This window comes from Bacteroidota bacterium, assembly GCA_016713765.1.
Taxonomy (GTDB): domain Bacteria; phylum Bacteroidota; class Bacteroidia; order AKYH767-A; family 2013-40CM-41-45; genus Pollutiaquabacter; species Pollutiaquabacter aromativorans.
The window spans coordinates 1,165,172-1,189,443 of the sequence record JADJON010000001.1; the positions used below are offsets into that span (position 1 = coordinate 1,165,172).

Annotated in this window: 19 protein-coding genes and 1 tRNA gene; 8 read left to right on the plus strand and 12 right to left on the minus strand. The window is 56.6% G+C overall.

Annotation, left to right across the window (positions count from 1 at the left end):
* Nucleotides 1–2 precede the first annotated feature (2 nt).
* From IPJ96_04510 to miaB, 4 genes are all read right to left on the minus strand, one after another.
* Entirely contained in the window at nucleotides 3–1,391 is a 1,389-nt protein-coding gene (locus IPJ96_04510) for a hypothetical protein (GenBank protein ID MBK7909612.1), read from the minus strand.
* A complete protein-coding gene (locus IPJ96_04515; protein MBK7909613.1) occupies nucleotides 1,391–1,912 on the minus strand; it encodes an LptE family protein in 522 nt (173 codons plus the stop codon). The genes IPJ96_04510 and IPJ96_04515 overlap by 1 nt, the downstream gene beginning before the upstream one ends.
* Nucleotides 1,913–1,983: 71 nt before the next feature.
* Nucleotides 1,984–3,228, minus strand: a complete 1,245-nt coding sequence (locus IPJ96_04520; protein MBK7909614.1) for a sigma-54-dependent Fis family transcriptional regulator — start codon at nucleotides 3,226–3,228, stop codon at nucleotides 1,984–1,986.
* Nucleotides 3,229–3,243: 15 nt separating this feature from the next.
* A complete protein-coding gene (gene miaB, locus IPJ96_04525; protein ID MBK7909615.1) occupies nucleotides 3,244–4,728 on the minus strand; it encodes a tRNA (N6-isopentenyl adenosine(37)-C2)-methylthiotransferase MiaB in 1,485 nt (494 codons plus the stop codon).
* A gap of 638 nt (nucleotides 4,729–5,366) precedes the next feature.
* Here miaB and topA point away from each other — a divergent pair.
* From topA to gldN, 7 genes are all read left to right on the plus strand, one after another.
* On the plus strand, nucleotides 5,367–7,868 hold the full coding sequence (gene topA / locus IPJ96_04530; protein ID MBK7909616.1) for a type I DNA topoisomerase: 2,502 nt from the start codon (nucleotides 5,367–5,369) through the stop codon (nucleotides 7,866–7,868).
* A gap of 144 nt (nucleotides 7,869–8,012) precedes the next feature.
* Nucleotides 8,013–9,176, plus strand: coding sequence for a formimidoylglutamase (locus IPJ96_04535; GenBank protein MBK7909617.1), 1,164 nt, complete (start codon nucleotides 8,013–8,015; stop codon nucleotides 9,174–9,176).
* Nucleotides 9,177–9,618: 442 nt separating this feature from the next.
* On the plus strand, nucleotides 9,619–10,515 hold the full coding sequence (locus tag IPJ96_04540) for a type IX secretion system membrane protein PorP/SprF (protein MBK7909618.1): 897 nt from the start codon (nucleotides 9,619–9,621) through the stop codon (nucleotides 10,513–10,515).
* Nucleotides 10,516–10,669: 154 nt separating this feature from the next.
* Nucleotides 10,670–11,947, plus strand: coding sequence for an SUMF1/EgtB/PvdO family nonheme iron enzyme (locus IPJ96_04545; GenBank protein MBK7909619.1), 1,278 nt, complete (start codon nucleotides 10,670–10,672; stop codon nucleotides 11,945–11,947).
* 158 nt (nucleotides 11,948–12,105) lie between these two features.
* Nucleotides 12,106–12,867, plus strand: a complete 762-nt coding sequence (gene gldL, locus IPJ96_04550; GenBank protein ID MBK7909620.1) for a gliding motility protein GldL — start codon at nucleotides 12,106–12,108, stop codon at nucleotides 12,865–12,867.
* Nucleotides 12,868–12,944: 77 nt separating this feature from the next.
* Nucleotides 12,945–14,543: a gliding motility protein GldM gene (gene gldM / locus IPJ96_04555; protein ID MBK7909621.1), complete on the plus strand. Its 1,599-nt coding sequence runs from the start codon at nucleotides 12,945–12,947 to the stop codon at nucleotides 14,541–14,543.
* Nucleotides 14,544–14,567: 24 nt separating this feature from the next.
* Nucleotides 14,568–15,425 (plus strand): gliding motility protein GldN, encoded by an 858-nt coding sequence (gene gldN, locus IPJ96_04560; protein MBK7909622.1) that lies wholly within the window; start codon nucleotides 14,568–14,570, stop codon nucleotides 15,423–15,425.
* Between the two features lie 71 nt (nucleotides 15,426–15,496).
* Here the strand turns inward: gldN and IPJ96_04565 are convergent, their stop codons facing one another.
* The 6 genes from IPJ96_04565 to IPJ96_04590 are packed head-to-tail and all read right to left on the minus strand — an operon-like array spanning nucleotide 15,497 to nucleotide 20,345.
* Nucleotides 15,497–16,360 (minus strand): 4-hydroxy-3-methylbut-2-enyl diphosphate reductase, encoded by an 864-nt coding sequence (locus IPJ96_04565; GenBank protein ID MBK7909623.1) that lies wholly within the window; start codon nucleotides 16,358–16,360, stop codon nucleotides 15,497–15,499.
* The gene (locus tag IPJ96_04570) at nucleotides 16,320–17,039 is read right to left on the minus strand and encodes a lycopene cyclase domain-containing protein (protein MBK7909624.1); all 720 of its coding nucleotides are present in this window, start codon (nucleotides 17,037–17,039) and stop codon (nucleotides 16,320–16,322) included. Before IPJ96_04570 ends, IPJ96_04565 begins: the two co-directional genes overlap by 41 nt.
* A gap of 2 nt (nucleotides 17,040–17,041) precedes the next feature.
* Entirely contained in the window at nucleotides 17,042–17,530 is a 489-nt protein-coding gene (locus IPJ96_04575) for a hypothetical protein (GenBank protein ID MBK7909625.1), read from the minus strand.
* A 2-nt stretch (nucleotides 17,531–17,532) separates the two neighbouring features.
* Entirely contained in the window at nucleotides 17,533–18,366 is an 834-nt protein-coding gene (locus tag IPJ96_04580) for a phytoene/squalene synthase family protein (protein ID MBK7909626.1), read from the minus strand.
* Nucleotides 18,338–19,834, minus strand: coding sequence for a phytoene desaturase (gene crtI / locus IPJ96_04585; GenBank protein MBK7909627.1), 1,497 nt, complete (start codon nucleotides 19,832–19,834; stop codon nucleotides 18,338–18,340). Before crtI ends, IPJ96_04580 begins: the two co-directional genes overlap by 29 nt.
* A 52-nt stretch (nucleotides 19,835–19,886) precedes the next feature.
* Nucleotides 19,887–20,345, minus strand: a complete 459-nt coding sequence (locus IPJ96_04590; GenBank protein ID MBK7909628.1) for a sterol desaturase family protein — start codon at nucleotides 20,343–20,345, stop codon at nucleotides 19,887–19,889.
* A 152-nt stretch (nucleotides 20,346–20,497) separates the two neighbouring features.
* Between IPJ96_04590 and IPJ96_04595 the strand changes: the two genes are divergently transcribed.
* On the plus strand, nucleotides 20,498–21,625 hold the full coding sequence (locus tag IPJ96_04595) for a PAS domain S-box protein (GenBank protein ID MBK7909629.1): 1,128 nt from the start codon (nucleotides 20,498–20,500) through the stop codon (nucleotides 21,623–21,625).
* A gap of 83 nt (nucleotides 21,626–21,708) precedes the next feature.
* Here IPJ96_04595 and IPJ96_04600 read toward each other — a convergent pair.
* Nucleotides 21,709–21,780 (minus strand) — tRNA-Arg (locus IPJ96_04600).
* 79 nt (nucleotides 21,781–21,859) lie between these two features.
* Nucleotides 21,860–24,262, minus strand: coding sequence for a penicillin acylase family protein (locus IPJ96_04605; GenBank protein ID MBK7909630.1), 2,403 nt, complete (start codon nucleotides 24,260–24,262; stop codon nucleotides 21,860–21,862).
* Nucleotides 24,263–24,272 lie beyond the last annotated feature (10 nt).

Genomic DNA, 24,272 nt, shown 5'->3' on the forward strand with positions numbered 1-24,272 from the left:
CTTTATAGGTCTTCGCTCGACGAACTGTTAAGTTTTTCGTCTATTTCGCGGACAAGGGCGGCAAAGTAAGCGCTTTTTTCCGGATGAAGCAAGCCCAGTCTTTGGTAGGCGGATCGCGCCTTCAGTAAATTTCCCTGAGCGGCGTAAATGCCTGCAAGTGTCTCAGAAACAATGTCTTCGTGTTCCTCAACGCTTCGTTTGGCCTGTACAACGGGGTTAAAGAACTCGGTCTTTGACGGTACGATCCGGGGCTCTTCCGCGATGAATTTATCAATCAGGGCACTCTGTTCGTCGGTGGCTTTTGCAGGAATGACAGTGCCGGGTAGGGTAGCCGCTTTGATCGGCTCCCGCTCGTCCTTTTGATCGTCTTCAGCATGAACAGCTTCGACGGCACCAAAACCATCGACCTGTTTCGATCGCAGCCAGGCGAAGAAGTTCCCGCTTACCGCTTTAGGTTCAGTTGTTTCGGTTTCCGGACTCTTGGCAGTGTCGTGTGATTCCTCAGGACTTACTGAAAGTTCCGGTAATCGCTCCAGCTCGTGCAGCAGCGTTTCTTCCAAAGCGTACGACAGTCCTTCGCGGAATACCGGATCTTCAAGCGCTTCACTTTCCGCATCCACAATGTCTTCCGACTTGACAGGTTCCGCCGGCTTTGCATCTGTTACTTTGGTGATTCCGCTTTCCGCTTCTTCGATGGGTTCTTCCGGCATGCCGGCAGGCGCGGTAACGAGAAAATCGTCAGTAGTCTTTGGAGTATCGTTCAGGATTGTCGGCGCAGCAGGCTCTTCGGGGATGACCTTTGTTTCCCTGACAGTAGCGGTTGAAGCGGAATCTCCCAGCAACTCCGCCAGGCGACGACGCAAGACCTCACGAGGGTCGTCGTTTTCAATCGGGACAACAGGTGCGAGACTGATCGGCTCTTCCTGAATGTGCGGATTGATGATCGCCTCGCGGGAGGGCTCCGGAAGGACCGGTGGTTGTTCCGACATCGGTTCAGGTGTCACCTGCTCCGGTACATAGTGATCGGAGAAAATTCCTGCCGGAATGGTGCTGTCCACTGCTTGCGCACCAATGAGCAGGGGAGACTCTTCTTTCGCTGCCTCGAGGAACGGGGACTCAGGGGCCGCGGTAACGGGCTCGCGAAATACACTGTCGGAGCTCGCCTGTACCTGATCGTGTACGATCCGGTAAAGTACCCGACGGTCCGGCTGATGCGCGGCGGCTGTTCGCAGTGCGGGCTCGTAGCGGATGTGTTGTTGGTCGTGAAAGGCTTTGACGAGCAGCAGATGACCTGCCTGGCAATACGGATGATCGCGCAGCAATTCCTGCAAAGCACCCGCTTGCGGTGCCGCCTTGCCGGCCAATAGCTCGTGGAAATGCCGATAATCCATTACCAGTTGATCACCGCTTTGTTGAAGATGTCATCGACCAGTTGATCGAAGACCTCACGGACCAATTCATCTTCCGCCGCAGCTAAGTTAACCGAGCTGCTGTAATCGGTGAAACGCGAAAAAGAGGATTCAAAACTCTGTTTCTCGTCTTTCGTATTGGTGTACTTCACACTCACGGTGATCGTAAGACGGTTCTTGGCGGCCGTTTCGTTTGGTAGGATCGCCTGTGGGGCCACGGAATATCCCGTGATCGCCCCTTCCAGTTGCAGGTCGCCGTTGCGGTCCACGACTGTCAGCCCGGTTTGCCCGATGAATTTTTCTTTCAATCGTTCGGTAAAGGTCTGACTGAGGTTGGCGGGACCAAGCGGAGCCGTTTTAGGAAAGAACTTGACCGTGATCGTCTTCACATCCGGCGGAATGGACGCGCCGGAAAGCGAGTAATTCACCTTGCATCCGCCCAGCAGCATCAGCGTAGCGAGCAGGAAGCTCAGGGTGAACGATCGGTACGCGTGGGTCCGCATGGTGTTGGGAATAACGGCGGCAAATTCCCTAACGCGCCGTGGATACGCAAATTTTAATTCGGTCATCCGGGTCAATGGATTCCGTATTCGTTCATCTTCCTGTACAGCGTGCGCTCGGAGATGCCGAGTTCTTTCGCCGCGAGTTTACGTCGGCCTTTGTGCTTCTGAAGCGCCTTCCGAATGAATTCTTTCTCTTTGTCTTCGAGTGAAAGCGATTCTTCCAGCTCTTCGTGGTCCTGGATCGGCGATACGGTAACGACCGGTTGTGGTGAAGCCGGCTGAATCGTCACGGATGGTTCATGCGTGTGCAGGATCGAATGTACCGGTTCGGGTCGGAGGCGGTTGATGACCTGCTCGTGTCGTTCCTTCCAGGTGGAATCGTTGCCACTGCCCTGCATGATCTCGTTGATGAGCAGTTTCATGTCGTTCATGTCCTTCTTCATGTCGAAGAGGACCTTGTACAACAACTCGCGCTCGGTAAAGGCTTCCTGGCTCTTGGCTTCGTCGCGCAACAGCATGGGCACAGAAGAAGCGGGCACGTGAGGCAGGTAACGCGACAGGGTCTCGCCGTTAATCTCCCGGCTCTTTTCCAGGATGGACAACTGCTCGGTGATATTCTTCAGTTGCCGGATATTCCCCGGCCAGCGGTATTCGGTCAGGACCTGCACGGCATCCGGCGTCAGGGCCAGCGCCGGCACGCGGTATTTTTCCGAAAAGTCGTGGGCGAATTTCCGGAAGAGGAGGTAGATGTCTTCCTTCCGGTCACGCAGCGGCGGGATCCGGATCGGAACGGTGTTGAGGCGGTAGTAGAGGTCTTCGCGGAACTTGCCGTTGGCAATGGCCTGCTGCATGTCAACGTTGGTTGCGCCGACAATGCGCACGTTCGTCTTCTGCACTTTCGAGGAACCGACTTTGATGAACTCTCCGGTCTCCAATACGCGCAACAGGCGGACCTGGGTGTTGAGCGGAAGCTCGCCCACTTCGTCGAGGAAGATCGTGCCGCCGTTCGCTACTTCGAAGTAACCTTTCCGTGCTTCATGCGCGCCGGTGAACGAGCCTTTCTCGTGACCGAATAGTTCCGAGTCGATCGTGCCTTCGGGAATGGCGCCGCAGTTCACGGCGATGTACGGGCCGTGCTTGCGCGGACTGAGCTGGTGGATGATCTGCGGGAACACTTCCTTGCCCACGCCGCTTTCCCCGAAGATCAGGACGCTGATCTCGGTCGGCGCTACCTGTCGGGCAACATTGATGGCATGCTCGAGCAGGGGGGAGCCGCCGATGATGCCGAACCGCGCTTTGATCTCGTTCGTGTTCATGCTGCTTTCAGTCGTTTAGTCCGCGCGGCCTGTCGCTTCGCCCAGCAGGGTGGCGGAGGTGCAATCGTTCACTTTAACGAAGACGTAATCGCCGGGCTGATAGTGTTGCTTCGGAAACACCACCACTTTATTCTGGGTGGTGCGACCGCTGAGGTGCGCGTCCGAACGCTTGCTCAGCGACTCCACCAATACCTCGAAGGTGCGGCCGATGTCGCGCCGGTTGCTCTCAAGCGAAAGTTTGTTCTGCAGGTCGATGATCTCGGTCAGCCGGCGGGTTTTGACCTCGTCAGCGATATCGTCGGGATACTTCCGCGCCGCCAGGGTGCCGGGGCGTTCGGAGTATTTGAACATGAAGGCGTAATCGTAGCCGGACCATTGCATCAACGACAAGGTGTCGCGATGCTGTTCTTCGGTCTCGCCGCAGAATCCGCTGATGATATCGGTGGAAACACCGCAGCCCGGTACGATCCGGCGGATCGCTTCGATGCGCTGCATGTAGTCTTCCCGCGTGTATCCGCGGTTCATCTTTTCGAGCACTTCGCTGTTGCCCGACTGCACCGGGAGGTGGATGTACTTACAGATGTTGGGATACTTCGCCATCACCTCCAGCACCGCTTCGGTGATGTCGCGCGGATTGCTGGTGGAAAAACGGATCCGCAGCTTCGGACTGACCTGCGCGACGCGCTCCATCAGATCGGCGAAGGTGACGAACTGTTGCTGCTCTTCTTCCGGCAGGCGGTGGTTGAGAGCGTCCTGTACGGTGGTTTCCGGCAGGTCTTTCTTCGGACCGCCTCCCCACCAGAGGTAGGAATCGACGTTCTGTCCAAGGAGCGTAACCTCCTTGTAACCTTGTTCGACGAGCTGTCGTGCTTCCTGCACGATGGATTCCGGATCGCGGCTGCGTTCGCGACCGCGGGTAAAGGGTACCACGCAGAACGAACACATGTTGTCGCAACCCCGCATGATCGAGATGAAAGCGGTGATGCCGTTGCTGCCGAGGCGCACGGGGCTGATCTCCGCGTAGGTCTCCTCGCGCGAGAGCAGCACGTTCACGGCTTTCTGGCCGGAGCCGGCAGCAGCGATGAGATTCGGAAGATCGCGGTAGGCGTCGGGACCTACGACGATGTCGACCAGCTGTTCTTGTTCGAGCAGTTGGGTCTTCAGCCGTTCGGCCATGCAGCCGAGCACACCCACGATCTGGTCGGGTTTGCGGTTCTTACCGTGGCGAAGGTCCCGCAGCCGACCCCACACGCGCTGCTCGGCATTGTCGCGGATCGCGCAGGTGTTGAGCAGGATCAGGTCGGCTTCTTCCAGCACCCGGGTGGTGGAGTAGCCGCAATCGCGGAGGATGGATGCCACGATCTCGCTGTCGGAAAAGTTCATCTGGCAGCCGTAGCTCTCCAGGTAAAGCAGTTTGCTCCGCTGTTCCCCGGCTTCCGGCAGCACCAGGGCTTCCCCTTGCCGCGATTCGTCGATCTCCTTGTTCCCGAATTTCTCCATTGGATGACAAAGATAGCCCCTTGGCGGGTACGTGACAAGTTGTCAGCCGTTAATGATGACTCGGACTGGATTTTTAGTGTAAAAACGGGATTTGTATAATCGAAAAGGTCGCTGAATGCGGTTCCGGGTACGCTTGCTTCCCATCTCGATTCCAGGGTCGGGGGAAAGGAATTCTGCCTATATATAGGTATGCATGGTCGGGTTCAGGCGAAGGGAACCGTGGCAATCCAGCCCCGGGTGAACTCGTCACGCTTCCTGCGTTGAGCAACATGCGCAAGCTGATGTGAGGAGTGAACACGGGAAGCCCGGTGAAACGAAGTCGCCCCGCATCGCTCCCACATCTATACTTCTTTGCAGAAGAATCGCTTGGATTCTGGAGGAAAAAAAATTGAATGAACGTTCGAAAGGACGTCGGACTGAAAAGGTGTAACCTACTGTGTACGACACGGGTGTGTGTGTTAAACAGGTTGTTGTGGAGGCGCGGTAGTGATGTGTGCGAAAAAAATGTTGAACGTCGGGAAAGCCTTGCTGGTGGCGGCTTTAAAGGTTGCAAAAATGCGGAGAAATGATTCGGATGTCCCGGGTCGTTTGAACGATCAAAAAATAAATGCTTTTATTTGCGCCGACTGAAAAAACGGATGGCGAAAAATCTTGTGATCGTTGAGTCGCCCGCAAAGGCGAAAACCATAGAAGGATACCTCGGAAAAGATTTCGTGGTGAAATCGAGTTACGGCCATGTGCGCGACCTCGTGAAGAGCGGCATGGGTGTGAACGTCGATAAGAATTTCGATCCGGTCTATGAAGTAAGTCCGGAAAAGGTGGACGTGATCAACGAACTCCGCCGCATCGTGAAGAAAGTCGATACCGTTTGGCTCGCGACTGACGAGGACCGCGAAGGGGAGGCCATTTCCTGGCACTTGTTCGAGACACTCGGACTGGAAGAGGATGCCACCCGCCGGATCGTATTCCACGAAATCACCAAGAAAGCGATCACCAACGCAATCGCCAACCCACGCAAGATCGACCGTAACCTGGTCGACGCGCAGCAGGCACGGCGCATCCTCGACCGACTCGTCGGTTTCGAATTGTCGCCGGTACTCTGGAAAAAGGTGCGTCCGCAGCTGTCCGCCGGCCGTGTGCAGTCCGTCGCCGTCCGCCTGATCGTGGAGCGTGAGCGTGAGATCGATAAGTTCGAAATCACGTCGGCATTCCGCGTCATCGCCTTCTTCGACGATAAGGGCAAAACGTTCCGGGCGGAATTGCCGAAGCGTTTCGCTACGGAAGCGGAAGCGCAACAGTTCCTGGAACAATGCATCGGTGCGCAGTTCTCGGTGAAGAACCTGGAAGTGAAGCCCGGCAAACGGACGCCTTCCGCGCCCTTCACCACCTCGACCCTGCAACAGGAGGCAAGCCGGAAGCTCGGCTACAGCGTGGCGCAGACGATGGTCCTCGCGCAGCGCCTGTACGAGAGCGGTAAGATCACCTATATGCGAACCGACAGCGTGAACCTTTCCGAGGACGCGCTCGGCATGGCCCGCGACGCGATCAACCGCAGTTACGGTGAACGTTATCACTTCCGCCGCCAATACAAGACCAAGACCGCCTCTGCGCAAGAGGCTCACGAAGCGATCCGTCCGACCGACTTTACGATGGAGAACGTAGAGGGCGACCCGCGGGAGCAGCGCCTCTACAACCTGATCTGGAAGCGCGCGATCGCATCCCAGATGTCGGACGCGATCCTGGAAAAGACCGTAGTCACCATCGCCTCGAACAAGACGAATGAAGAATTCACCGCGACCGGTGAAGTGATCAAATTCGACGGCTTCCTGAAGGTGTACATGGAGAGCACGGACGACGAGAACAACGACGACCAGGAAGGCATCCTGCCGCCGCTTGCGGTGGGCGATGACCTTCGCCTGATCGAAGCGAGCGCGACGCAGCGTTTCACCCATCCGCCCGCCCGCTACACCGAAGCTTCGCTGGTAAAGAAGCTGGAAGAACTCGGGATCGGTCGTCCTTCAACGTACGCGCCGACCATCTCGACGGTACAGAAGCGCGGGTATGTGGTGAAGGAAGAACGACAGGGCAAAGAACGCGCCTACCGCGTGCTGACCCTGAAAGACGAACGCATCAGTCCGGAGACGAAGACCGAGATCACCGGCGCGGAGAAGAACAAGTTGTTCCCGACCGACATCGGCATGCTTGTCAACGATTTCCTGGTGGCGAACTTTTCCGAAGTACTCGACTACGGTTTCACCGCATACGTGGAGCGCGAGTTCGACGACATCGCCAACGGCGAGTTGAAGTGGCAGAAGATGCTGAAGGAGTTCTACGGCCCGTTTCACAAGACCGTGCAGGTGACCGAGAAGGAATCCGAGCGTGTTACAGGTGAACGGATCCTGGGTAAGGAAGCGGGCACAGGTCATACCGTGCTGGTGCGTGTGGGCCGTTTTGGTCCGATGGCACAGATCGGCACGGGAGAAGAGACCGAGAAACCACGCTACGCCAAGCTCCGCAACGATCAGCGACTGGACACCATCACCTTCGAAGAAGCGATGGACCTGTTCAAGTTGCCGCGCAACCTGGGACAATATGAAGGACAGGATGTGATCGTTTCCATCGGGCGTTTTGGTCCGTACGTGCGACTGGGCGACTTCTTCGCTTCCATGAAGAAAGAAGACGATCCCTATACCGTATTGCTGGACCGTGCCATCGAGTTGATCGAAGAGAAGCGACAGGCGCAACGCGACCGCATCATCCGCGCGTTCGATGGCGAGCCGGAGATCCAGATCCTGAAAGGCCGCTGGGGTCCTTTCATTTCCTACAAGGGGCGCAACCTCCGGATCCCGAAGGACCGGGAGCCGGCCTCCCTCACGCTGGAAGAGATCCACGCGATCGCCGAAGCGACGCCGGACGTACCGCGTAAAGGCGGCTTCCGCCGGTTCGGTGCGAAGAAGACCGCTGAGAAAGAAGCGCCGCTGAAGAAGGCCACAGCCGCCAAGCCCGTCGCACGGAAAGCCAAAGCGCCTGCCAAGAAAGCGGCCGTGAAGAAGGCCGCCCCGGTAAAGAAGGCCGCCGCTCCCAAGAAGGCGGCCGCCAAGAAAGCGCCGGCCAAGAAGGCTGCCGTCAAGAAGAAGTAAGCGGATCCCGCTTCGTTGATTCCGTTGTTGATTGTTCGCTGCCGACCGTAGTCGCGGCCGGGAATTGATTCCGGATTTTTACGCGCACGGACGGGATCGTGATCTGTTCAATCCGCGAAGGTCGATCCCAAAACCCGCAGTACGATGATGGAGGAGTATTTCGCGCCGCTGGAAGCGGATCGCTTTGCGTTTCCCGAAGGTCGGGCGACATTCGGACAAGTGGTCCGCAAGTATGTGGAAGGAGTTTCCTTTCCCGAGCTGGAAGGCGCGCACATCGCGATCTTCGGCGTAGGCGAGGAGCGGGGCACGGTGCAGAATGCCGGCTGTGCGGCGGCTCCCGACGCGGTTCGGGAAAAGCTCTATGCGCTGAAGACCGGTCGTTACGCGTACAACATCCTCGACCTCGGCAATCTCCGGCTGGGCGCGACTTTGCAGGATACCTACGCCGCGGTCGCCAGCATTCACGCCGATCTGATCAGAGAGGGAATTCTTCCGGTGATCCTGGGCGGCAGCCAGGACCTCACCTTCGCGCAATATGTCGCCTATCAGAAACTGGAAGAGACGGTGAACATCGTGGCGGTGGACGCGTCCTTCGATCTTGGCGCCACGGAAGACCCCATCGGTTCCGACACCTACCTCGGAAAGATCGTGCTCCACGAACCGAACTTCCTGTTCAACTTCAGCAACCTCGGTTACCAGACCTATTTCACGGGCTCGGACCAGGTGGAGTTGATGGAGAAATTGTATTTCGATACCTATCGCCTCGGCCAGGTGCAGCGGGATATGGAAGAGGCGGAACCGATCGTCCGAAACGCCGACATACTTTCCTTCGACCTGACCGCCATACGCCGGAGCGACGCGCCGGGCAACGGTAAGGCAACCCCCAACGGATTTTACGGCGAAGAGGCCTGCCAGATCGTGCGTTATGCGGGACTGTCGGACAAATTGAGTTCGTTCGGATTGTATGAACTGAATCCCGCCTTCGACGAGCACGGACAAACCGCGCACCTGGCGGCGCAGATGATCTGGTACCTGACCGAAGGCTATTACAACCGGAAGAAAGACGTCCCGCTCAAGAGCAAGACCGATTTTGTGAAGTACCGCGTGGCGTTGAAGCGCGCCGACCAGGAGATCGTCTTTTACAAGAGCCAGAAGAGCGAACGCTGGTGGATGGAAGTGCCGTACCCCAACAGCAAGGTGCGCTATCATCGTCACCACCTTGTGCCCTGTTCCTACCACGATTACGAAATCGCCCTCCGCGACGAAATGCCGGAGCGCTGGTGGCAGGCGTTTCAGAAGTTGAGCTGAGGAGGGGAGTGAACAGTGAATAGTGAACAGTGAACAGTGAACAGTAGATAGCGATTAGCGAATTTTACCTGCCGAAGCTTTTGCGTAGGCAGGAGTGAACCGTAAACAGTGAACAGTGAACAGTGAACAGTAAACAGTAAACAGTAGGCGTACCTCTCCACGTCCCACGTCCCTCGTCCCACGTCCCCCGTCCCACGTCCCTCGTCCCCCGTCCCCCGTCCCCCGTCCCTTCCTTGAAACTTTTACCAACTTTTTCCGTGTAAAGTGGGCGCAATGAACCCCTTTCGGGGGGCTTGTCCATTAACAACCGGTGGCTGAAAAAAAGTTTGTTTTTAGTTTTTGTATTTCCTTACTTTACCCGCTCATCACGGTAAAAAGGAAGCAAAAAACCGCAAATTCCCACGTTTTGACGATGCGTCTAACGCGAGTGTTACTCCTATGGATGGCCGGATTTGCGGTATCCCCGACGGCTATTGCCCAACAGGATCCCCAATTCAGTCAACATCCATTTACCAAGCTGACCGTGAATCCCGGCTTTGCAGGTTCCAATGAAGCTATTTGTGGTACGCTCGTATACCGCAACCAGTGGACCGGATTTGGCGGGGAGCCCAAAACCATGTTGTTTACCGGCGATATGCCGGTCGATGTCCTGCACGGAGGTATCGGTTTGAGCGTTTACGCGGCCGACCAACTCGGAGCGGAAAAGAATCTGAACATTCGCGGTGCTTACGCATACCAGGCTGAACTCGGCATGGGTCGGCTGGGCGTGGGTGTCGACGTTGGCTACCATCAGAAGTCGCTCGACGGTTCCAAGTTCGTCTTCAACGATGCCGGTGACGGCAACATCCCCACCGGGAACGTGAGCGGCGGTTCGCTCGATCTGGGCTTAGGCTTGTACTATGCGACCGATCGACTGTATGTCGGTTTGTCGAGCACGCATTTGCAGGAAGGCGACATCAAATACGATAACGTACGGACCAGCCTGGCCCGTCATTACTGGCTCATGGCCGGCTACAGCCTGGATCTTACGCCATCACTGACGCTGAAGCCGGCAATGCTCGTGAAATCGGATGCCGTTTCCACCCAACTGGATGTGAACGCCAACCTGATGATCAACAACCGGTTCTGGGTAGGCGCGGGTTACCGCCTGCAGGATGCCGTCATCGTGACGGCCGGCCTGGAGATCATGCCGAACCTGAAACTGGGATATTCTTACGACTATACGACCTCCGACATACGGACCTACTCAAGCGGAACCCATGAAGTGATGCTTGGATACTGTTTCCGGCCGAACAAGCCTATCAAACGCATGTTCCACCGGAATGTAAGAATGCTCTGAAAATTGAAGCGGCGGGGACTGTCCCGTAGCCTAGATTTGATGAAACCCGTGGGGGAGGCCCTCGTTATAGAACGAAGGTTAATTGATATTCAATAAGTTCGCATAAACTGCGTTAGCACGCTAATCGCGTTTCACCTCAAAGACCATGAATCGGATGAGATCAGGGATAAAGAAGTTCGGGTTTCTCTATTCCATCGCTCTCCTGGCGCTTGCCGGCTGCGGCAGCGGAAACAAAGGAGAATTGACCGGGGTGCTCCATCGGGAAAAATGGTATCAGGCCGATCCTTACGGCATGGTATACATTCCTGCCGGATCGTACAATATGGGTCCGAGCGACCAGGACGTGAATTATTCCCTCACGGCCCAGAGCAAGACCGTTACGATCCCGGCGTTCTACATGGACCACACCGAGATCACGAACAACGAGTACCGTCAGTTCGTGTATTGGGTGCGCGACTCCCTGGCACACCGTCTGATCGGTGGTGAGCACCTGATCGAAGAGGGCGAGTACGGCGAACGTATCAACTGGAAAGCCAAGATCAAGTGGGACGACGAGCAGAACGAAGAGACCCTTGCCGAGCTGTTCCTGCCCGAAACGGAGCGCTTCTATCGCCGCAAGGAGATCGATACCCGCAAACTCAACTTCGAATACTACTGGATCGACCTGAAGGCCGCTGCCCAGCGCGAGAACCGTGAGCAGGGTATGCGCGACCGTTCGGTCTTTATCAAGAAGGACGTCATCAACGTGTATCCCGACACCCTTGCCTGGATCCACGATTACGCTTATTCGTACCATGAGCCGCTGACCAAAATGTACTTCTGGCATCCGGCGTACGACGATTATCCTGTGGTCGGCGTCAACTGGAAGCAGGCACGTGCATTTTGCATCTGGCGTACCCAACTGTTGAACTCCTACCTGGCCGACGAAGGCGGAGCTTTCGTGCAGGACTATCGTCTCCCCACCGAATCCGAATGGGAATACGCCGCGCGCGGAGGCCTGGAACTTTCCCCGTACCCCTGGGGCGGTCCGTATATCCGCAACAGCCGCGGCTGTTTCCTGGGTAACTTCAAGCCAATGCGCGGTTCTTATCAGGACGACGGCGGGGTGTACACCGTGAAAGCCACTTCGTACTGGCCGAACGATTACGGCCTGTATTGCATGGCCGGTAACGTGTCCGAGTGGACCAGCAACGCCTACGACGAGTCGGCGTACAGCTTCACCCACGATATCAGTACCGATTACGAATACGACGCGAAAGATTCCGATCCGCCAGCGCTCAAGCGCAAAGTCATCCGTGGCGGCTCCTGGAAGGATGTCATGTACTTCCTCCAGACCGGAACGCGCTCCTACGAATACCAGGATACCTCCAAGTGCTACGTCGGCTTCCGCTGCGTGATGAGCTTCCTGGGTCGTGATAAGTCGGATTATTGATCCGGCTTATCGCCTTTCCTGAACCCGGTCAAGACTGCGTCAGCCATCGGGTTCCCCTCCTTACTACGAATTACACCACCATTGTCTAACCAAAACAAACCAAACCGTACAACATGGGACTTGCCGAATTAACTCAAGGTAAGAAGTTCAAAAACTTCATGGCCAAACTCTATGGATGGGGCGCATCCATCGTTATCGTGGGCGCGCTGTTCAAGATCCAGCACTGGCCGTTCTCCGGATTTTTCCTCGTATTAGGTCTCGGCACAGAAGCCGTGATCTTCTTCTTCTCCGCCTTCGAACCTCCCCACGAAGACGTGGATTGGTCGCTGGTATATCCTGAACTCGCCGGTATGGGCGATGATGACCATGGCAAGCGGGAGAAGCGCAAGAAGGCGGATCCGGTCGCACAGAAACTCGATGCCCTGATGGCCGACGCCAAGATCGGTCCGGAACTGATCGAAAGCCTGGGTACCGGCCTGAAGTCGCTGGGCGACAACGCCGGCAAACTGGCCGACCTCAGCGACGCTTCCGTCGCTACCAACGACTATGTGAAGAACGTTGCCAAGGCTGCTACCGAAGTCGGCAATATGTCGAATTCGTACACCAAAGCCGCTGCCGCGATCGACGGCCTTTCCTCTTCTACGGAAGAAGTGAAAGTGTACAAGGATCAGGTGGTCACCGCCGGTAAGAACCTGGCCGCGCTCAACGCCGTGTACGAACTGCAACTGCAGGACAGCAACGAACACCTCAAGCAGACCAGCCGCTTCTACGAAGGCATCAACGAGCTCATGGGCAACCTCAACGCCTCGCTCGACGATACCCGCAAATACCGCGACGAAGTGGCGCACCTTGCCCAGAACCTGTCCAAACTCAACACGGTTTACGGCAACATGCTTTCCGCAATGACCATCAAGAGCTGATTGTGTTATTCAACGTCTAACCAACATAAACACATTCAGCTGAGATGGCAGGTGGAAAACTAACCCCGAGGCAAAAGATGATCAACATGATGTATCTCGTGTTGACCGCCCTTCTTGCCCTGAACGTGACGAAAGAGGTCATCAACGCCTTCGTCACGATCAATGAAAGCGTGCAATTGTCGAAAGACAATCTTGATAAAAAGAACCAGAACACCTACGCGGCTTTCGCGCAGGCCATGTCGGTTGACGCCAACAAGTACAAGGACGTCAACGACCGGGCCAATGCGGTCAAGAAGTCGGCCGGCGATCTGGTGAAGTTTATTGAAGAACTGAAGACTCAATTAGTCACCACGACCGATCATATCGACGCGGGTCAGCCCGTTCCGGAACTTCGCATGATGGAGCGGAAGGACGACTATGACGTTCCGACCAACCTCATGTGCGGCGACGACCAGAATGGCAAAGGCAAGGCGGCGACCGAGCTGAAGAATAAGCTCGAAGCCTTCAAGAAAGTCATTCTTGCCAATGCCCCCAAAGGCAGCGGCGTGGCCGATCCCAAGCAATTGGACAAACTGCTCAACACGGCTGATCCGGAGAAACCCGAGGAAGGCAAGCGCACCTGGGAAATGGTGAACTTCTATCACAACCCGGTCGTAGCGACGGTCGCCCTGCTCACGAAACTGCAGAGTGACGTCCGCAACGCGGAATCGCAGGTGATCGATGAACTGTTGACCTCCGTCGACAAGAACATCGTGAAACTGGATAAGCTCAACGCCAAGGTGATCGCCAACAGTACGGTGGTGACCATCGGCTCGGAGTTCCAGGCGGATGTGTTCCTGTCGGCTACTTCGTCAACGATGGCGCCCGAAGTCTTCATCGGCGCTACCTATGACTCGACCAGCAAGGCCTGCAAAGGCTGCGACGGTAACGCGCTGCCGGTAGAAGGCGGCTATGCCAAATATTCCGATCGTCCGGGTTCCGAAGGCGAGAAGAAGTGGAGCGGTGTGATCCGTGTCAAGAAGCCCGACGGCTCCTACGACCACTATCCGTTCAGCTCTTCCTACGTAGCGCAGAAACCGAACTCGGTTGTGTCCGCCGACAACATGAACGTGCTTTATATCGGCGTTGAAAACCCGATGTCGATCTCGGTTCCCGGCGTTACGCACGATAAAGTGAAAGTGACCATCGAAGGTGCCGGTGGCGCGCTGCGTCCGAATCCTTCCGCCGGTGCGGGTCGTTATACCGCTACGGTCGGATCGGTCGGCAAGGCTACCATCCGCGTTTCCGCCGAGATCGGCGGGAAGGTCATGCCGATGGGCGCGTTCGAGTACCGCGTGAAGCGTGTACCGGATCCGGTCGCTACGATCTCGAACAGCAAGGGCGGCAACATCGGCAAGAACCTGCTCATGGCAGGTACGCTGATTCCGATCCTGGAAAACTTCGACTTCAAATTGTTCTTTAAGATCACGGGCTTCAAGATGACCATCACCGGTAAGGGCAAGGACCTCGTCGAATACGAGACGCAGGGTAACCAGCTCAGCCAGCCGATGCGCGACGCGCTTTCCAAGACGCGCGCGGGCGATAAGGTCTTCTTCGAATACATCAAGGCGCGCATGGACGGCGGTAACGACCCGTCTCCGCGTAACTTGTCCCCGATGGCCTTCACCATCCAGTAAAAGCAGTACCTAAAATAATTCGTCATGAAATTCCGCATCCTGTTGGTTCTCCTGCTCGTCGCACTGGCCGGCAACGTTTCCGCCCAAACCGGCGGCCCGAACGTGCTCGACGGCGTCTACGTGAAGGAGCATACCATCGAACGCACTCCGCTGCCTTACGCTTACCTGCGCGAGGCGGACGTAATGTGGAGCAAACGGATCTGGCGCATCATCGATCTCAACGAGAAGATGAACCTGCCGCTCAAATACCCGCTGAGCAAGCAGACCCAGGACCGCAAATCGCTGATCGACCTGGTGATGGACGCCGTTCAGGAGGGTTCGCTCACCGCGTACACCTTCGCCGACGACGAATTCACGGCACCGGTCACGATGAAGGAAGTGGAGTCACGCGGCGGCGCACGGACCGATACGGTCAAGATGCAGCGTCCGGAACCTCCCTATGACGAATACGATACGATCATCGCGCGGGAATTCTCCCGTGACAAGGTGATCGGGTTCCGTATGAAGGAAGACTGGTTCTTCGACAAGCAGCGTTCGGTCATGGAAGTCCGCATCATCGGCATCGCGCCGCTGATCTACGCGGTCGACCAGGACGGAAACGTGCGCGAAGGCAACATCAAGATCCCGCTGTTCTGGATCTACTATCCGGAAGCGCGCAAGCTGTTCGCCAACGCCGAAGTCTTCAACCGTTCCAACGACGCCGAGCGACGCTCGTTCGACGACATCTTCCAAAAGCGACTCTTTGCTTCGTACATCTACAAGGAGTCCAACGTGTACGACCGTCGTATCGACGACTACAAACAGGGCATGAACGCCTTGCTGGAGTCGGAGCGGATCAAGACGGAGATCACGAATATGGAACACGATATGTGGGAATTCTAACACCGGAAAGTCCGGTTGACAATGGTAGACACCGGTCGCAGTTGCGGCCGGTGTTTTTTTATTCCCGAAAATCAAAAGGAGTGCAAACGGTCGCGAACGGCTTCCATCAGCCACATCGGCGTGGAGGTAGCGCCACAGATGCCGACCCGGTCGTTCGGCGAAAACCACCCTGCCTGCACTTCGTCCGGTCGGCTGACGAAGAAAGTACCATTGTTTACCGCCTTGCAGACGTCGTACAAGACCTTCCCGTTGGAGGATTTTATACCGGATACGAAAACGATCTTGTCGAATGCGGCGGCGAATTGCCGCAACTGCTGATCGCGGTTGGAGACCTGCCGGCAGGTGGTGTCGTTCAGCTCCACTTCGATGCCGCGCGCGGTGAGCGCTTCGTAAATGCGATAGAATTTCTCGGTGCTCTTCGTCGTCTGGCTGTAAAGCGATACGCTGCGGGGCAGGGTGTCGAAGTCGAGCTCCTCGAGCGACTGGAACACGATGACGTTCTTCGCCTTCACCTGGCCGATCAGGCCTTCCACTTCGGCGTGACCGCGCTTGCCGTAGATCAGGATGTCGCGTTCCTCATCCGCTGATTGACGTACCCGGTTTTGGAGTTTCAGGACGACCGGGCAGGAGGCGTCGATCAGGGTCAGGTTGTTTTCGATCGCGATCTGGTAGGTGGAAGGCGGTTCTCCGTGCGCCCGGATCAGGACATGCACATCGCGTAATGCGCGAAGCTCGTCATGGGTGATTGTCCGCAGTCCCTTTTGACGCAGGCGTTCGATCTCCGCGTCATTGTGAACGATGTCGCCCAGACAGAACAGCCGACCTTCCGCAGCGAGGATCTCCTCGGCCAGTTGGATGGCATAAACGACACCGAAGCAAAAGCCGGAACCGGGATCAATGGTGACCGTTAGGCGAAGGCGCGGAAGCGTCTGGATCAAGGCGGAGGCGGCGTTTGAAGTTCTCGAACAGGATCACGTTCATCAACAGCAGCAGCAGGGTGTACTGCGTGTCTTCCACCGGAATGGTTAACAACCGGATGCCCAGGTTCTCGGTGTCGTCGTACGTGACTACCGGCAGGGCAGTCAGTAATCCGTTCACCAGCAGGAACGGGATCAGACTGACGAGGTAGCAGCGGATGAATTTCCCCATCCAGGCATAATCGCGGTACCAGGCATACGCCAGCAGGACCGCGGTCAGCGTCAGTTTGATCCCGGTATACAACCGGTCGTAGCCAAGGGCGGCAACGAACAGGAGGATAACAACCCATGCGCCGGTAATGTTTCGGGCGTGCCGGCTAAAGGGTTCCCTCGGCAGGAGGTAGTTGAGCGAAGCGTAAATGAACAGGCAGGAATAAGGTATGGTGATGAAAAAAAGCCATTCTTCCATCGGCAACCCCCACCAGTAAATGCCCAGTACATACTTCGGATTGAAACCCCAGACGTCCCAGGCAGCCAGGTAATGGTCCCAGACGATGAAGAAGACCAGGGTGATCAGCAGCGCGGGCAACAGCGCCTTCCATTGCCGGTAAAAGCGCAGCCGGGGTTCGAAGGAGGCGATGAAGGGCACCAGAATGGAACCCAGGTTGATGAGTAGATAGGTGTAGCGCGGGTCCATGCTTACGGCAGACAACAGGCTAATTCCGCCCGCGTGCATTGATGTTGAGCGAGTAGGAACTGCGCGATTTCATTGCGCAGTGAAATGTCGCGAAGGAACGGCAAGCCCTGGAGGATCACACGACGGTCTTCTTCCAGGTCGTTGCTCATGCCGAGGAATTTCGGAAGGTTGAGTTGAATGGCAAGCCGTAGGTACCGGATCTCTACATTACCAGGATCCGCAGCAATCGCTTTTTGGAAGACTTCCGAAGATTGCTTGCAATGACTGAGCTTGGTGTAGGGGTTCAGTGCATACTTGCCCAGCAGCGCCGTCGTAGCGGCAAAGTAGGCTTGCAACACGGGTTGGTCTTGCTGTCCGCTGAGTGTTTTTATCAGTTGTTCCGCTACGGCCTCGTCCTGACTCGCTTGCCGGAATAGTTTGCGTACTTCTTCCGGTTGAACGGCGGAGGATAGGAGGGGTAGCAATAAGAAGAGTAGGATGGACCCGCGCATGATCAGACCAGCTTGAAACGATGGCGCAACCAGGTTTGGATCAGCAACAGGAATTTTTGCGTATTGGGTACGCGAATGCGCTCCTGCCGTATGCGTTGCGCGGGAAGCAGGCGGATTTTCCGGAACAGGGCCCGGTAGTAAATGTACGCAACCATGACCCCAAGCCGGGCGCCTTTCGGCAATGCATGAATGCCGGGAAGCGCGGCCGTAAAATCCGCTTCGATGTCGGTTTCGATCTGTTGCTTCGCGGCATTGTCGAAACGGGAAAAGTCGACGCCGGGGAAATAGACGCGACCCCGCTCGTCGAAGTCGCTTCGGATGTCGCGGAGGAAATTCACCTTTTGAAACGCTGCCCCCAGGCGGCGGGCCGGCTCCCGCAGCGACTGGTACGCTTGCTCGTCGCCCGCGCAAAAGACGCGCAGGCACATCAGGCCCACCACTTCGGCGGAACCGTAGATGTATTCGTGGTAGAGGTTCTGATCATAACGAACCGGTTGGAGGTCCATCTCCATGCTGTGCAGGAACGCGTCGATCAATTCACGTTCGATCGCGTAGCGGTGTACGACATCCTGGAAGGCGTGCAGGACGGTATTCGTACTCACCCGGTCGCGCAGGGCGGCATCGGTCTCCGCTTTGAACTTTTCGAGTAAGGCGGATTTGTCGTGACCGTGAAAGGTGTCCACGATCTCGTCCGCCAGCCGCACAAAACCATAGATCGCGTAGATCGCGGGGTGGTAGGAACGATCCAGCATGTGGATCCCGAGCGAAAACGAGGTGCTGTAATCGCGCGTGATCGTCTTGCTGAGCTTATAGCACGTTTCCGTGTACTGCTGCATGCTCATGTTCGATGCGTTCAACGGCCAGGCGCGAACTGATCACCACCATCGGCAGACCGGTGCCGGGAGTCGTGGACGCGCCCACGTAATATAGGTTTTCAAATGACTCGTCTTTGTTTGATGGCCGGAATCCGCCGACCTGGTTCAATCCGTGCGCCAGACCAAGCCCGCTGCCGCGGTAGAGGTTGAATTTTTCTTCCCAATCCAGCGGCGTCCAGATGGTACGCGTCACGGTGTTCGCGACGAAGTCGAAGCCGGTACGTTGCGACAGATCACGCAGTATGGTGTCGGCAAGCTTGTCCGAGTCGCTCCAGTCTGGCTTGTAGCGCAGGTCCGGTACCGGACACAGCACGAAGATGTTTTCGCAGCCTTCCGGCGCGCAGGCCGGATTCGATTTGCTGCTGACGTTGACGTAGTAGTACGGTTTCTCCGGAGCAACGGCGGTGCGGAAGATGTTATCCGCGTACTCCTTGAAATTACTGCCGAGGAAATAGTTGTGGTGGATCAGGCCTTCCGGCTTGCCTTTCACACCAAGGTAGATCGTAAAGGGCGCCAGGGTCCATTCCATCCGGTCCAGCCGCTCCGGCGCGAATCGCGGACGTTTCAGGATCTGTCCCCGGAAGGCGGCCGCGTCGCCGTTGCAGACGAACAGGTCGGCCGTCCAGCGATGACCGCGCTGATCCACGAAGGCTTTCAGCTCGCCGTTCTCGTTTTCGAATTGTCGGATCTCGGTGTTGTAATGGATCTTCACGCCGCGCTCTTCCAACAGCCGGACGAGCGTCTCGGTAATGCGGTACATGCCGCCTTTCACATTCCAATAACCGTCGTGCTCCAGTTCGGTATAATTCAACAGGCTGTAAACCGCCGGAGTATCGAAGGGCGTCGAACCCAGGAAGAACGCGACGAGCGAAAAGATCACCTTCGCTTCTTCGGAGTCGAAGGTGTTGTCGAGCTCTTTCCACATCGAGCGGAACATCATCGGGCCGTGACGCAACGGAACCCGGGTGAGTTGGAGGAGATAGTCGAGCTTGTTGCGGAAGTTTCGCCGGATGACAATGTCCTCCGTATCGTGGAACAGTTGTTTTGCGGTTCCAATGTACTTGCCGAGTTTTTTCGGGAAGTCGTTTTCCAGTCCCGCGAATTCGGCTGCCAGTTTTTCCACATCCTTGTAGATGAGAAACGGCTTTTTCCGGTGAGCGAAGTTGACGGAGTAAACCGGATTCAGTTCTTCCAGCTCGAGGGGATTGGAAATCCCGCAGTCGCGGAACAACTCCGTGAACTCGTAGCTCATGCTGAAGAATGAAGGACCCACGTCGAAGGTGAATCCGTCCTTTTCCAACTGGTTCAGTCGACCACCGGCGCGCCCGTGCTTCTCGACCATCTCCACCTGGTAACCCCGGCAAGCCAGCCGCAAGGCGGTTGCCAATCCACCCAGACCGGTTCCGATGATCAGTACTTTTTTCGACATGGTTCAGGCGTTTTGGTGAACAGGTAGGGCAACAAGGTTGGTGCGGAATTGTTCAATCCTGGTTGACGCGCCAATGACGTTTGTTAAAGAGCAACAAGCCGAACTCTTCGCCGTCTTCCTTGCCCATTTTCTTATGATGCACCTTGTGCGCTTTGCGCATGGCGCGGAAATAGGAATTGTCCAGTTTGTCCAGCCACTTGCCCCGACGATGAATGAACACATCGTGCAGCATGAAGTAGGTGAAGCCGTACGCGGTCACGCCAAGTCCCATCCAGAATCGAAAATCGAGTTGCTCCCAGCCGAAATACATCAACACCATCGCGATCGTCGCGTAGAAGAGGAAAAAGAAATCATTCCGCTCAAACACGCCGTGACGCGGTTGGTGATGCGACTCGTGCAGGGTCCAAAGAAAACCATGCATCACATATTTATGCGTAGCCCAGGCTACCCCTTCCATGGCGAAATAGGATGTCAGGAAGGCAAGGACATTGATCCAAATGCTGTTTTCCATGCTGCGAAGTTACGGCTTCTCGTTGCACAACAGTAATTAATTGAAATTCAAATAATTATTGAATATACAACGACCAAGCCTGTTGACAACTTGACTGATGAACTCTAACAAAAGACGCGTACTTAAGTTCAGGGACTTGGTATTTTCACGGCGTGAAGTCCTTTTCATCCTGCGCGGACTTTACCATGGAGCAATATTCGTATTACGACAAGCTGATCGACCAGACACCGGATGTCTTTTGCATCCTGCGTGGTCAGGGACAGATCATTTATTGCGGATCAAGTTCGCGAAAACTGCTGGGTTACGATCCTGAGGCGATCGTGGGGCGCAATGCCTTGCGCTACCTGCATCCCGCCGAACGTCATCAGGCACGGCTGCGCCATTCCGTACTCCTGGCCTATCCCGGCAACCGGGTTACCGCCGATTACCGCGTCCTTGACGCGCACGGCGAGTATCGTTGGATGGAATGCATCTTCAACAACATGCTCAACCTCCCGCAGATCGACGGCATCCTCGTCCAACTGCGCGATGTCACCGACCGCAAGAACTTCGAACTTCAACTGGAAGAATCCGAAGAGCGTTTCCGCATCTTCATGAACAACGCGCCCACGGTCTCGATGATCAAGGATGAAGAAGGACGCCTGGTCTTCGTCAATGCCAACTTTGAACGTTCCTTCCGTGTGTTGTCGAAAGACGCGCTGGGCATGACGCTCGGAGAACTCTTTCCGAACGGCTACTGGGCCGAATCCGAAGAGAACGATCGCATCGTCCTGAACTTTGGAAAGTCCGTCGAGTTCTTCGAGCGGACCATTACGCCTGACGGTGTAGAGCGTGAGTGGATCGTGTACAAATTTCCGGTGCCCCAATCGAACGGCAAGACCTTCATCGGTTGTTCGGCCATGGACATCACCAAATGGTCCAGCCTCGACCGCGAACGCGTCACCGCCGAGCAGAAGTTCAAAACGATCTTCGAATACAGCCCCGATCCGATCTTCATCGAAAACGAAGACGGAATCATCATCGACGCCAACCGCAAGGCCTGCGAACTGCAGGGCATGAACTACCCCGAACTCGTAGGCAAACGCATCACCGATCTCGCACCGCCGGACCGCCACGAGGAATTGTGGAGCGATTTCAGCAAGCTCTGGAACGGACAATTGTCAAGGATCGACAGCTACTCCTGGTCCACCAGCGGCCAGGTCATTCCGGTCGCCATCAGCACAGCACGTATCCAACACATGGATCAACCCTGTCTTTTGCTCGCGTTGCGCGAACGCTGAGCCGGGAATCGAGAACTACCTGTAAAAACAAGAAGCTCCGATTTTTCGGAGCTTTCTTGTTGATAATCAGTTGCTTGAATCTGCGGTCTCACTAGGAGTCGAACCTAGATCAAAGGCTTCGGAGGCCTCTATACTATCCATTGTACTATGAGACCAATGGCGGTTTTTCAACCGTTTTGCAAAGGTAACATCCTTCCGGCGAATCATCAACCTTTCGGCAGCGGGATCGAGGCCTCACTTGGGTTGGAAGATCAGGGTGTGCTTCGTCTCCGCTTCGATCCGCTTACGGTCGAGTAGCTCTTCCCGGAATTTCCCCGATGCATACCGGTCGGCCTGGTCCTGATAATAAGCGCTCGACGGATTGCCGGATTGCCCGCTCGGATTGATGCTCTCACCCAACTCCGGTTGCGCGAAATCGACGATGCGCCGCAACGCAGGTCCGAGGTTCACCGAATACGAACCTTTTCCCGTCAGCGTGAAGCTCTGGTTGTTGATCGTCTCCATCCCGCCCGGGATCGGATACGAACCGATGCCAAAGACCAGATGCAGGGGCGGCTGCTTCGCCAGCGGATGCCCGATCTCGATCGTATGCGCGCGCAGCCAGTGCCAGTTGTCCTGATCGTCACCGTACAGGTCCGTCAACTGCGCAATGGCCACCGGCCAGGCTTTGCCGATGATCTCTTTTCTGCTTTCGCTTCGATCCGCCGTGTTCCGGTCGTCCCACCAGCGCGAGCTGTCGTTGTTCAACAAGGTCAGGAGCGAGTTCTTCTCGATGTGCGTCGAAAGAAACGCTTCGAAATCCTTTTCGCCCATCTCGTCCGCGAGGGTATTGTGCAGGACTTCATACAACAACCGGTAATAGATCACCGGCTCGACATCCTGCAACGAATGCTTACCCGTCCAGGCCTGTAAGCGACGTGCTGCAGCCTTCACCGAAGCCGATGCGGTATCGGGAACACAGGCGGCCAGCAACTGCGCGACCCGGGCGGCTTTGGGATTGGTGACATCGAGTACGATCGCTTTCGCGTCTTCCGGCGAGTGCTTCGCCTTCGCCTCCAGCAGTTGTTGCATCCTGCTGGCGCGGTCTTCGGGCAGATAGTAACCCGGATGTAACACGCCCTTCACCGAGTCGGGCTGGTGATTGCAACTGAACACATAACCCTGCTCCGGATCTTCCGAACGTGGGTTGTACGAGAAGTCGTAAAAGCCCAGCCAGTCGTCTTCGCCTGTCTCGCCGTCGAGCAGGAACACGGCCGAACGACCGGGCGCGCGCTGCACGAAGCGGGTGGCCGTGTACCAGGCGATGTGCCCCGCCGAATCGCCGTACAAAACGTTCAATCCGGGCGCGGCGATCTTGCTTACCGCATCACGGAATGCGTTTCGGTTCGCGGCGTGTGCGAGTTCATACGTGACTTCCGGCAGATTATTCGGAAACTTAAAAAAGGTCCAGCTCACGGCAACGGGGTCCTTGGTCAGCGAAGCGAAGTCCTTCATCACGTCGCTGCAGATCGGTCCGTGCGGACCGCTGCGACAGACCAGCCGTACGTCAGCGGAATCCTTGACTTTGATGATCTCCTCCCGCAGTTGCAAGGGAACGGATTGTCCGGCGGTGATCACCTTGTTGCTGTCGGTCGGATCGGGTCGCTCCCTGAAAAAATCGAGGTCGTCGTTTTCGAGAATGGTCAGTCCCCAGGCGTAGGCGGGCGTGCGCCCGATCGGCGCGAAGGGAAATCCTGCGAGGAAGTTGCCGTAAAAGCGAAAGCCCGGACACTCCAGGTGCGCCTCGTACCAGACGGCGGGTTGCTGGTGCTGGATATGCGTGTCGTTCTCGAACAGGACTTTCCCCGAAGCGGAGCGCCCCGGTGCCAGGACAAACGCGTTGCTGCCGCTCCAGGGCAATACCGGCATCGCTTCCCGGATCGACGCGAAGGTGGCGCCGGTCGTTGGTGTGGCGGCCGCCAACGCGGTATCGGGATGCGTCGGGTTGCGCAAGGTTCCGGGCAAATAGCCGAGGCTCAGATCGCGCAGGTACGGTTCGCCCAGTTGTTGCTGCAGCCGGCTCATCAGCGGATCGGTCCGGAAGCCCATCTCGAAGTTGAAGGTCATGTACCCGACGATCAAAAACAGATCGCGCTCGGTGAAGGGCGCTTTCGGGATGCCCGCGAGGCGGAACTCCAGCGGCGTCTTGCCGTGTTCGATGTATTGGTTGATGCCCTGCAGGTAGGCGCGGGCGGCTTGCTTCCAGGCGGCCTCGGGTCCGTTGCGAAAAGCCTGCGCGGCCGAGTCGGCGTGCTGCGCGAAACCGAGCATCCGGAAAAACCGGTCCACCTCGATTACCTGCGCCCCGAAGATCTCCGCCAGCCGTCCGCTGCCCACACGGCGCAACAGCTCCATCTGGAAGAGCCGGTCCTGCGCGTGCAGGTAACCCAGGGCGAGGAACACGTCGTGTTCGTTCGCTCCGTAAATGTGCGGGATGCCGTTCGCGTCGAAGCGCGTGGTGACGGTTTGCTGCAGGCCCTGCAAATGGAGTTCCCCGTCATATTGCGGACGGTTCCAGCGCAGGTAAAAGAAGACGAACAATCCGGCCGCGAAGAGCAAGAGGAAGAGGCCGATACAGATGCGGAGCAGCAGTTTCATGGGCAGGCGC

What these genes read in the sequence shown, in the direction of transcription:
- topA (MBK7909616.1), top strand. Translation starts at nt 5,367, where the DNA reads ATGGCGAAAAATCTTGTGATCGTTGAGTCGCCCGCAAAGGCGAAAACC.
- IPJ96_04515 (MBK7909613.1), bottom strand. Translation starts at nt 1,912, where the DNA reads ATGCGGACCCACGCGTACCGATCGTTCACCCTGAGCTTCCTGCTCGCT.
- gldN (MBK7909622.1), top strand. Translation starts at nt 14,568, where the DNA reads ATGAAATTCCGCATCCTGTTGGTTCTCCTGCTCGTCGCACTGGCCGGC.
- IPJ96_04605 (MBK7909630.1), bottom strand. Translation starts at nt 24,262, where the DNA reads ATGAAACTGCTGCTCCGCATCTGTATCGGCCTCTTCCTCTTGCTCTTC.
- IPJ96_04590 (MBK7909628.1), bottom strand. Translation starts at nt 20,345, where the DNA reads ATGGAAAACAGCATTTGGATCAATGTCCTTGCCTTCCTGACATCCTAT.
- miaB (MBK7909615.1), bottom strand. Translation starts at nt 4,728, where the DNA reads ATGGAGAAATTCGGGAACAAGGAGATCGACGAATCGCGGCAAGGGGAA.
- IPJ96_04535 (MBK7909617.1), top strand. Translation starts at nt 8,013, where the DNA reads ATGATGGAGGAGTATTTCGCGCCGCTGGAAGCGGATCGCTTTGCGTTT.
- IPJ96_04570 (MBK7909624.1), bottom strand. Translation starts at nt 17,039, where the DNA reads ATGGACCCGCGCTACACCTATCTACTCATCAACCTGGGTTCCATTCTG.
- IPJ96_04540 (MBK7909618.1), top strand. Translation starts at nt 9,619, where the DNA reads ATGGCCGGATTTGCGGTATCCCCGACGGCTATTGCCCAACAGGATCCC.
- crtI (MBK7909627.1), bottom strand. Translation starts at nt 19,834, where the DNA reads ATGTCGAAAAAAGTACTGATCATCGGAACCGGTCTGGGTGGATTGGCA.
- IPJ96_04510 (MBK7909612.1), bottom strand. Translation starts at nt 1,391, where the DNA reads ATGGATTATCGGCATTTCCACGAGCTATTGGCCGGCAAGGCGGCACCG.
- IPJ96_04575 (MBK7909625.1), bottom strand. Translation starts at nt 17,530, where the DNA reads ATGCGCGGGTCCATCCTACTCTTCTTATTGCTACCCCTCCTATCCTCC.
- gldM (MBK7909621.1), top strand. Translation starts at nt 12,945, where the DNA reads ATGATCAACATGATGTATCTCGTGTTGACCGCCCTTCTTGCCCTGAAC.
- IPJ96_04520 (MBK7909614.1), bottom strand. Translation starts at nt 3,228, where the DNA reads ATGAACACGAACGAGATCAAAGCGCGGTTCGGCATCATCGGCGGCTCC.
- IPJ96_04580 (MBK7909626.1), bottom strand. Translation starts at nt 18,366, where the DNA reads ATGCAGCAGTACACGGAAACGTGCTATAAGCTCAGCAAGACGATCACG.
- gldL (MBK7909620.1), top strand. Translation starts at nt 12,106, where the DNA reads ATGGCCAAACTCTATGGATGGGGCGCATCCATCGTTATCGTGGGCGCG.
- IPJ96_04545 (MBK7909619.1), top strand. Translation starts at nt 10,670, where the DNA reads ATGAGATCAGGGATAAAGAAGTTCGGGTTTCTCTATTCCATCGCTCTC.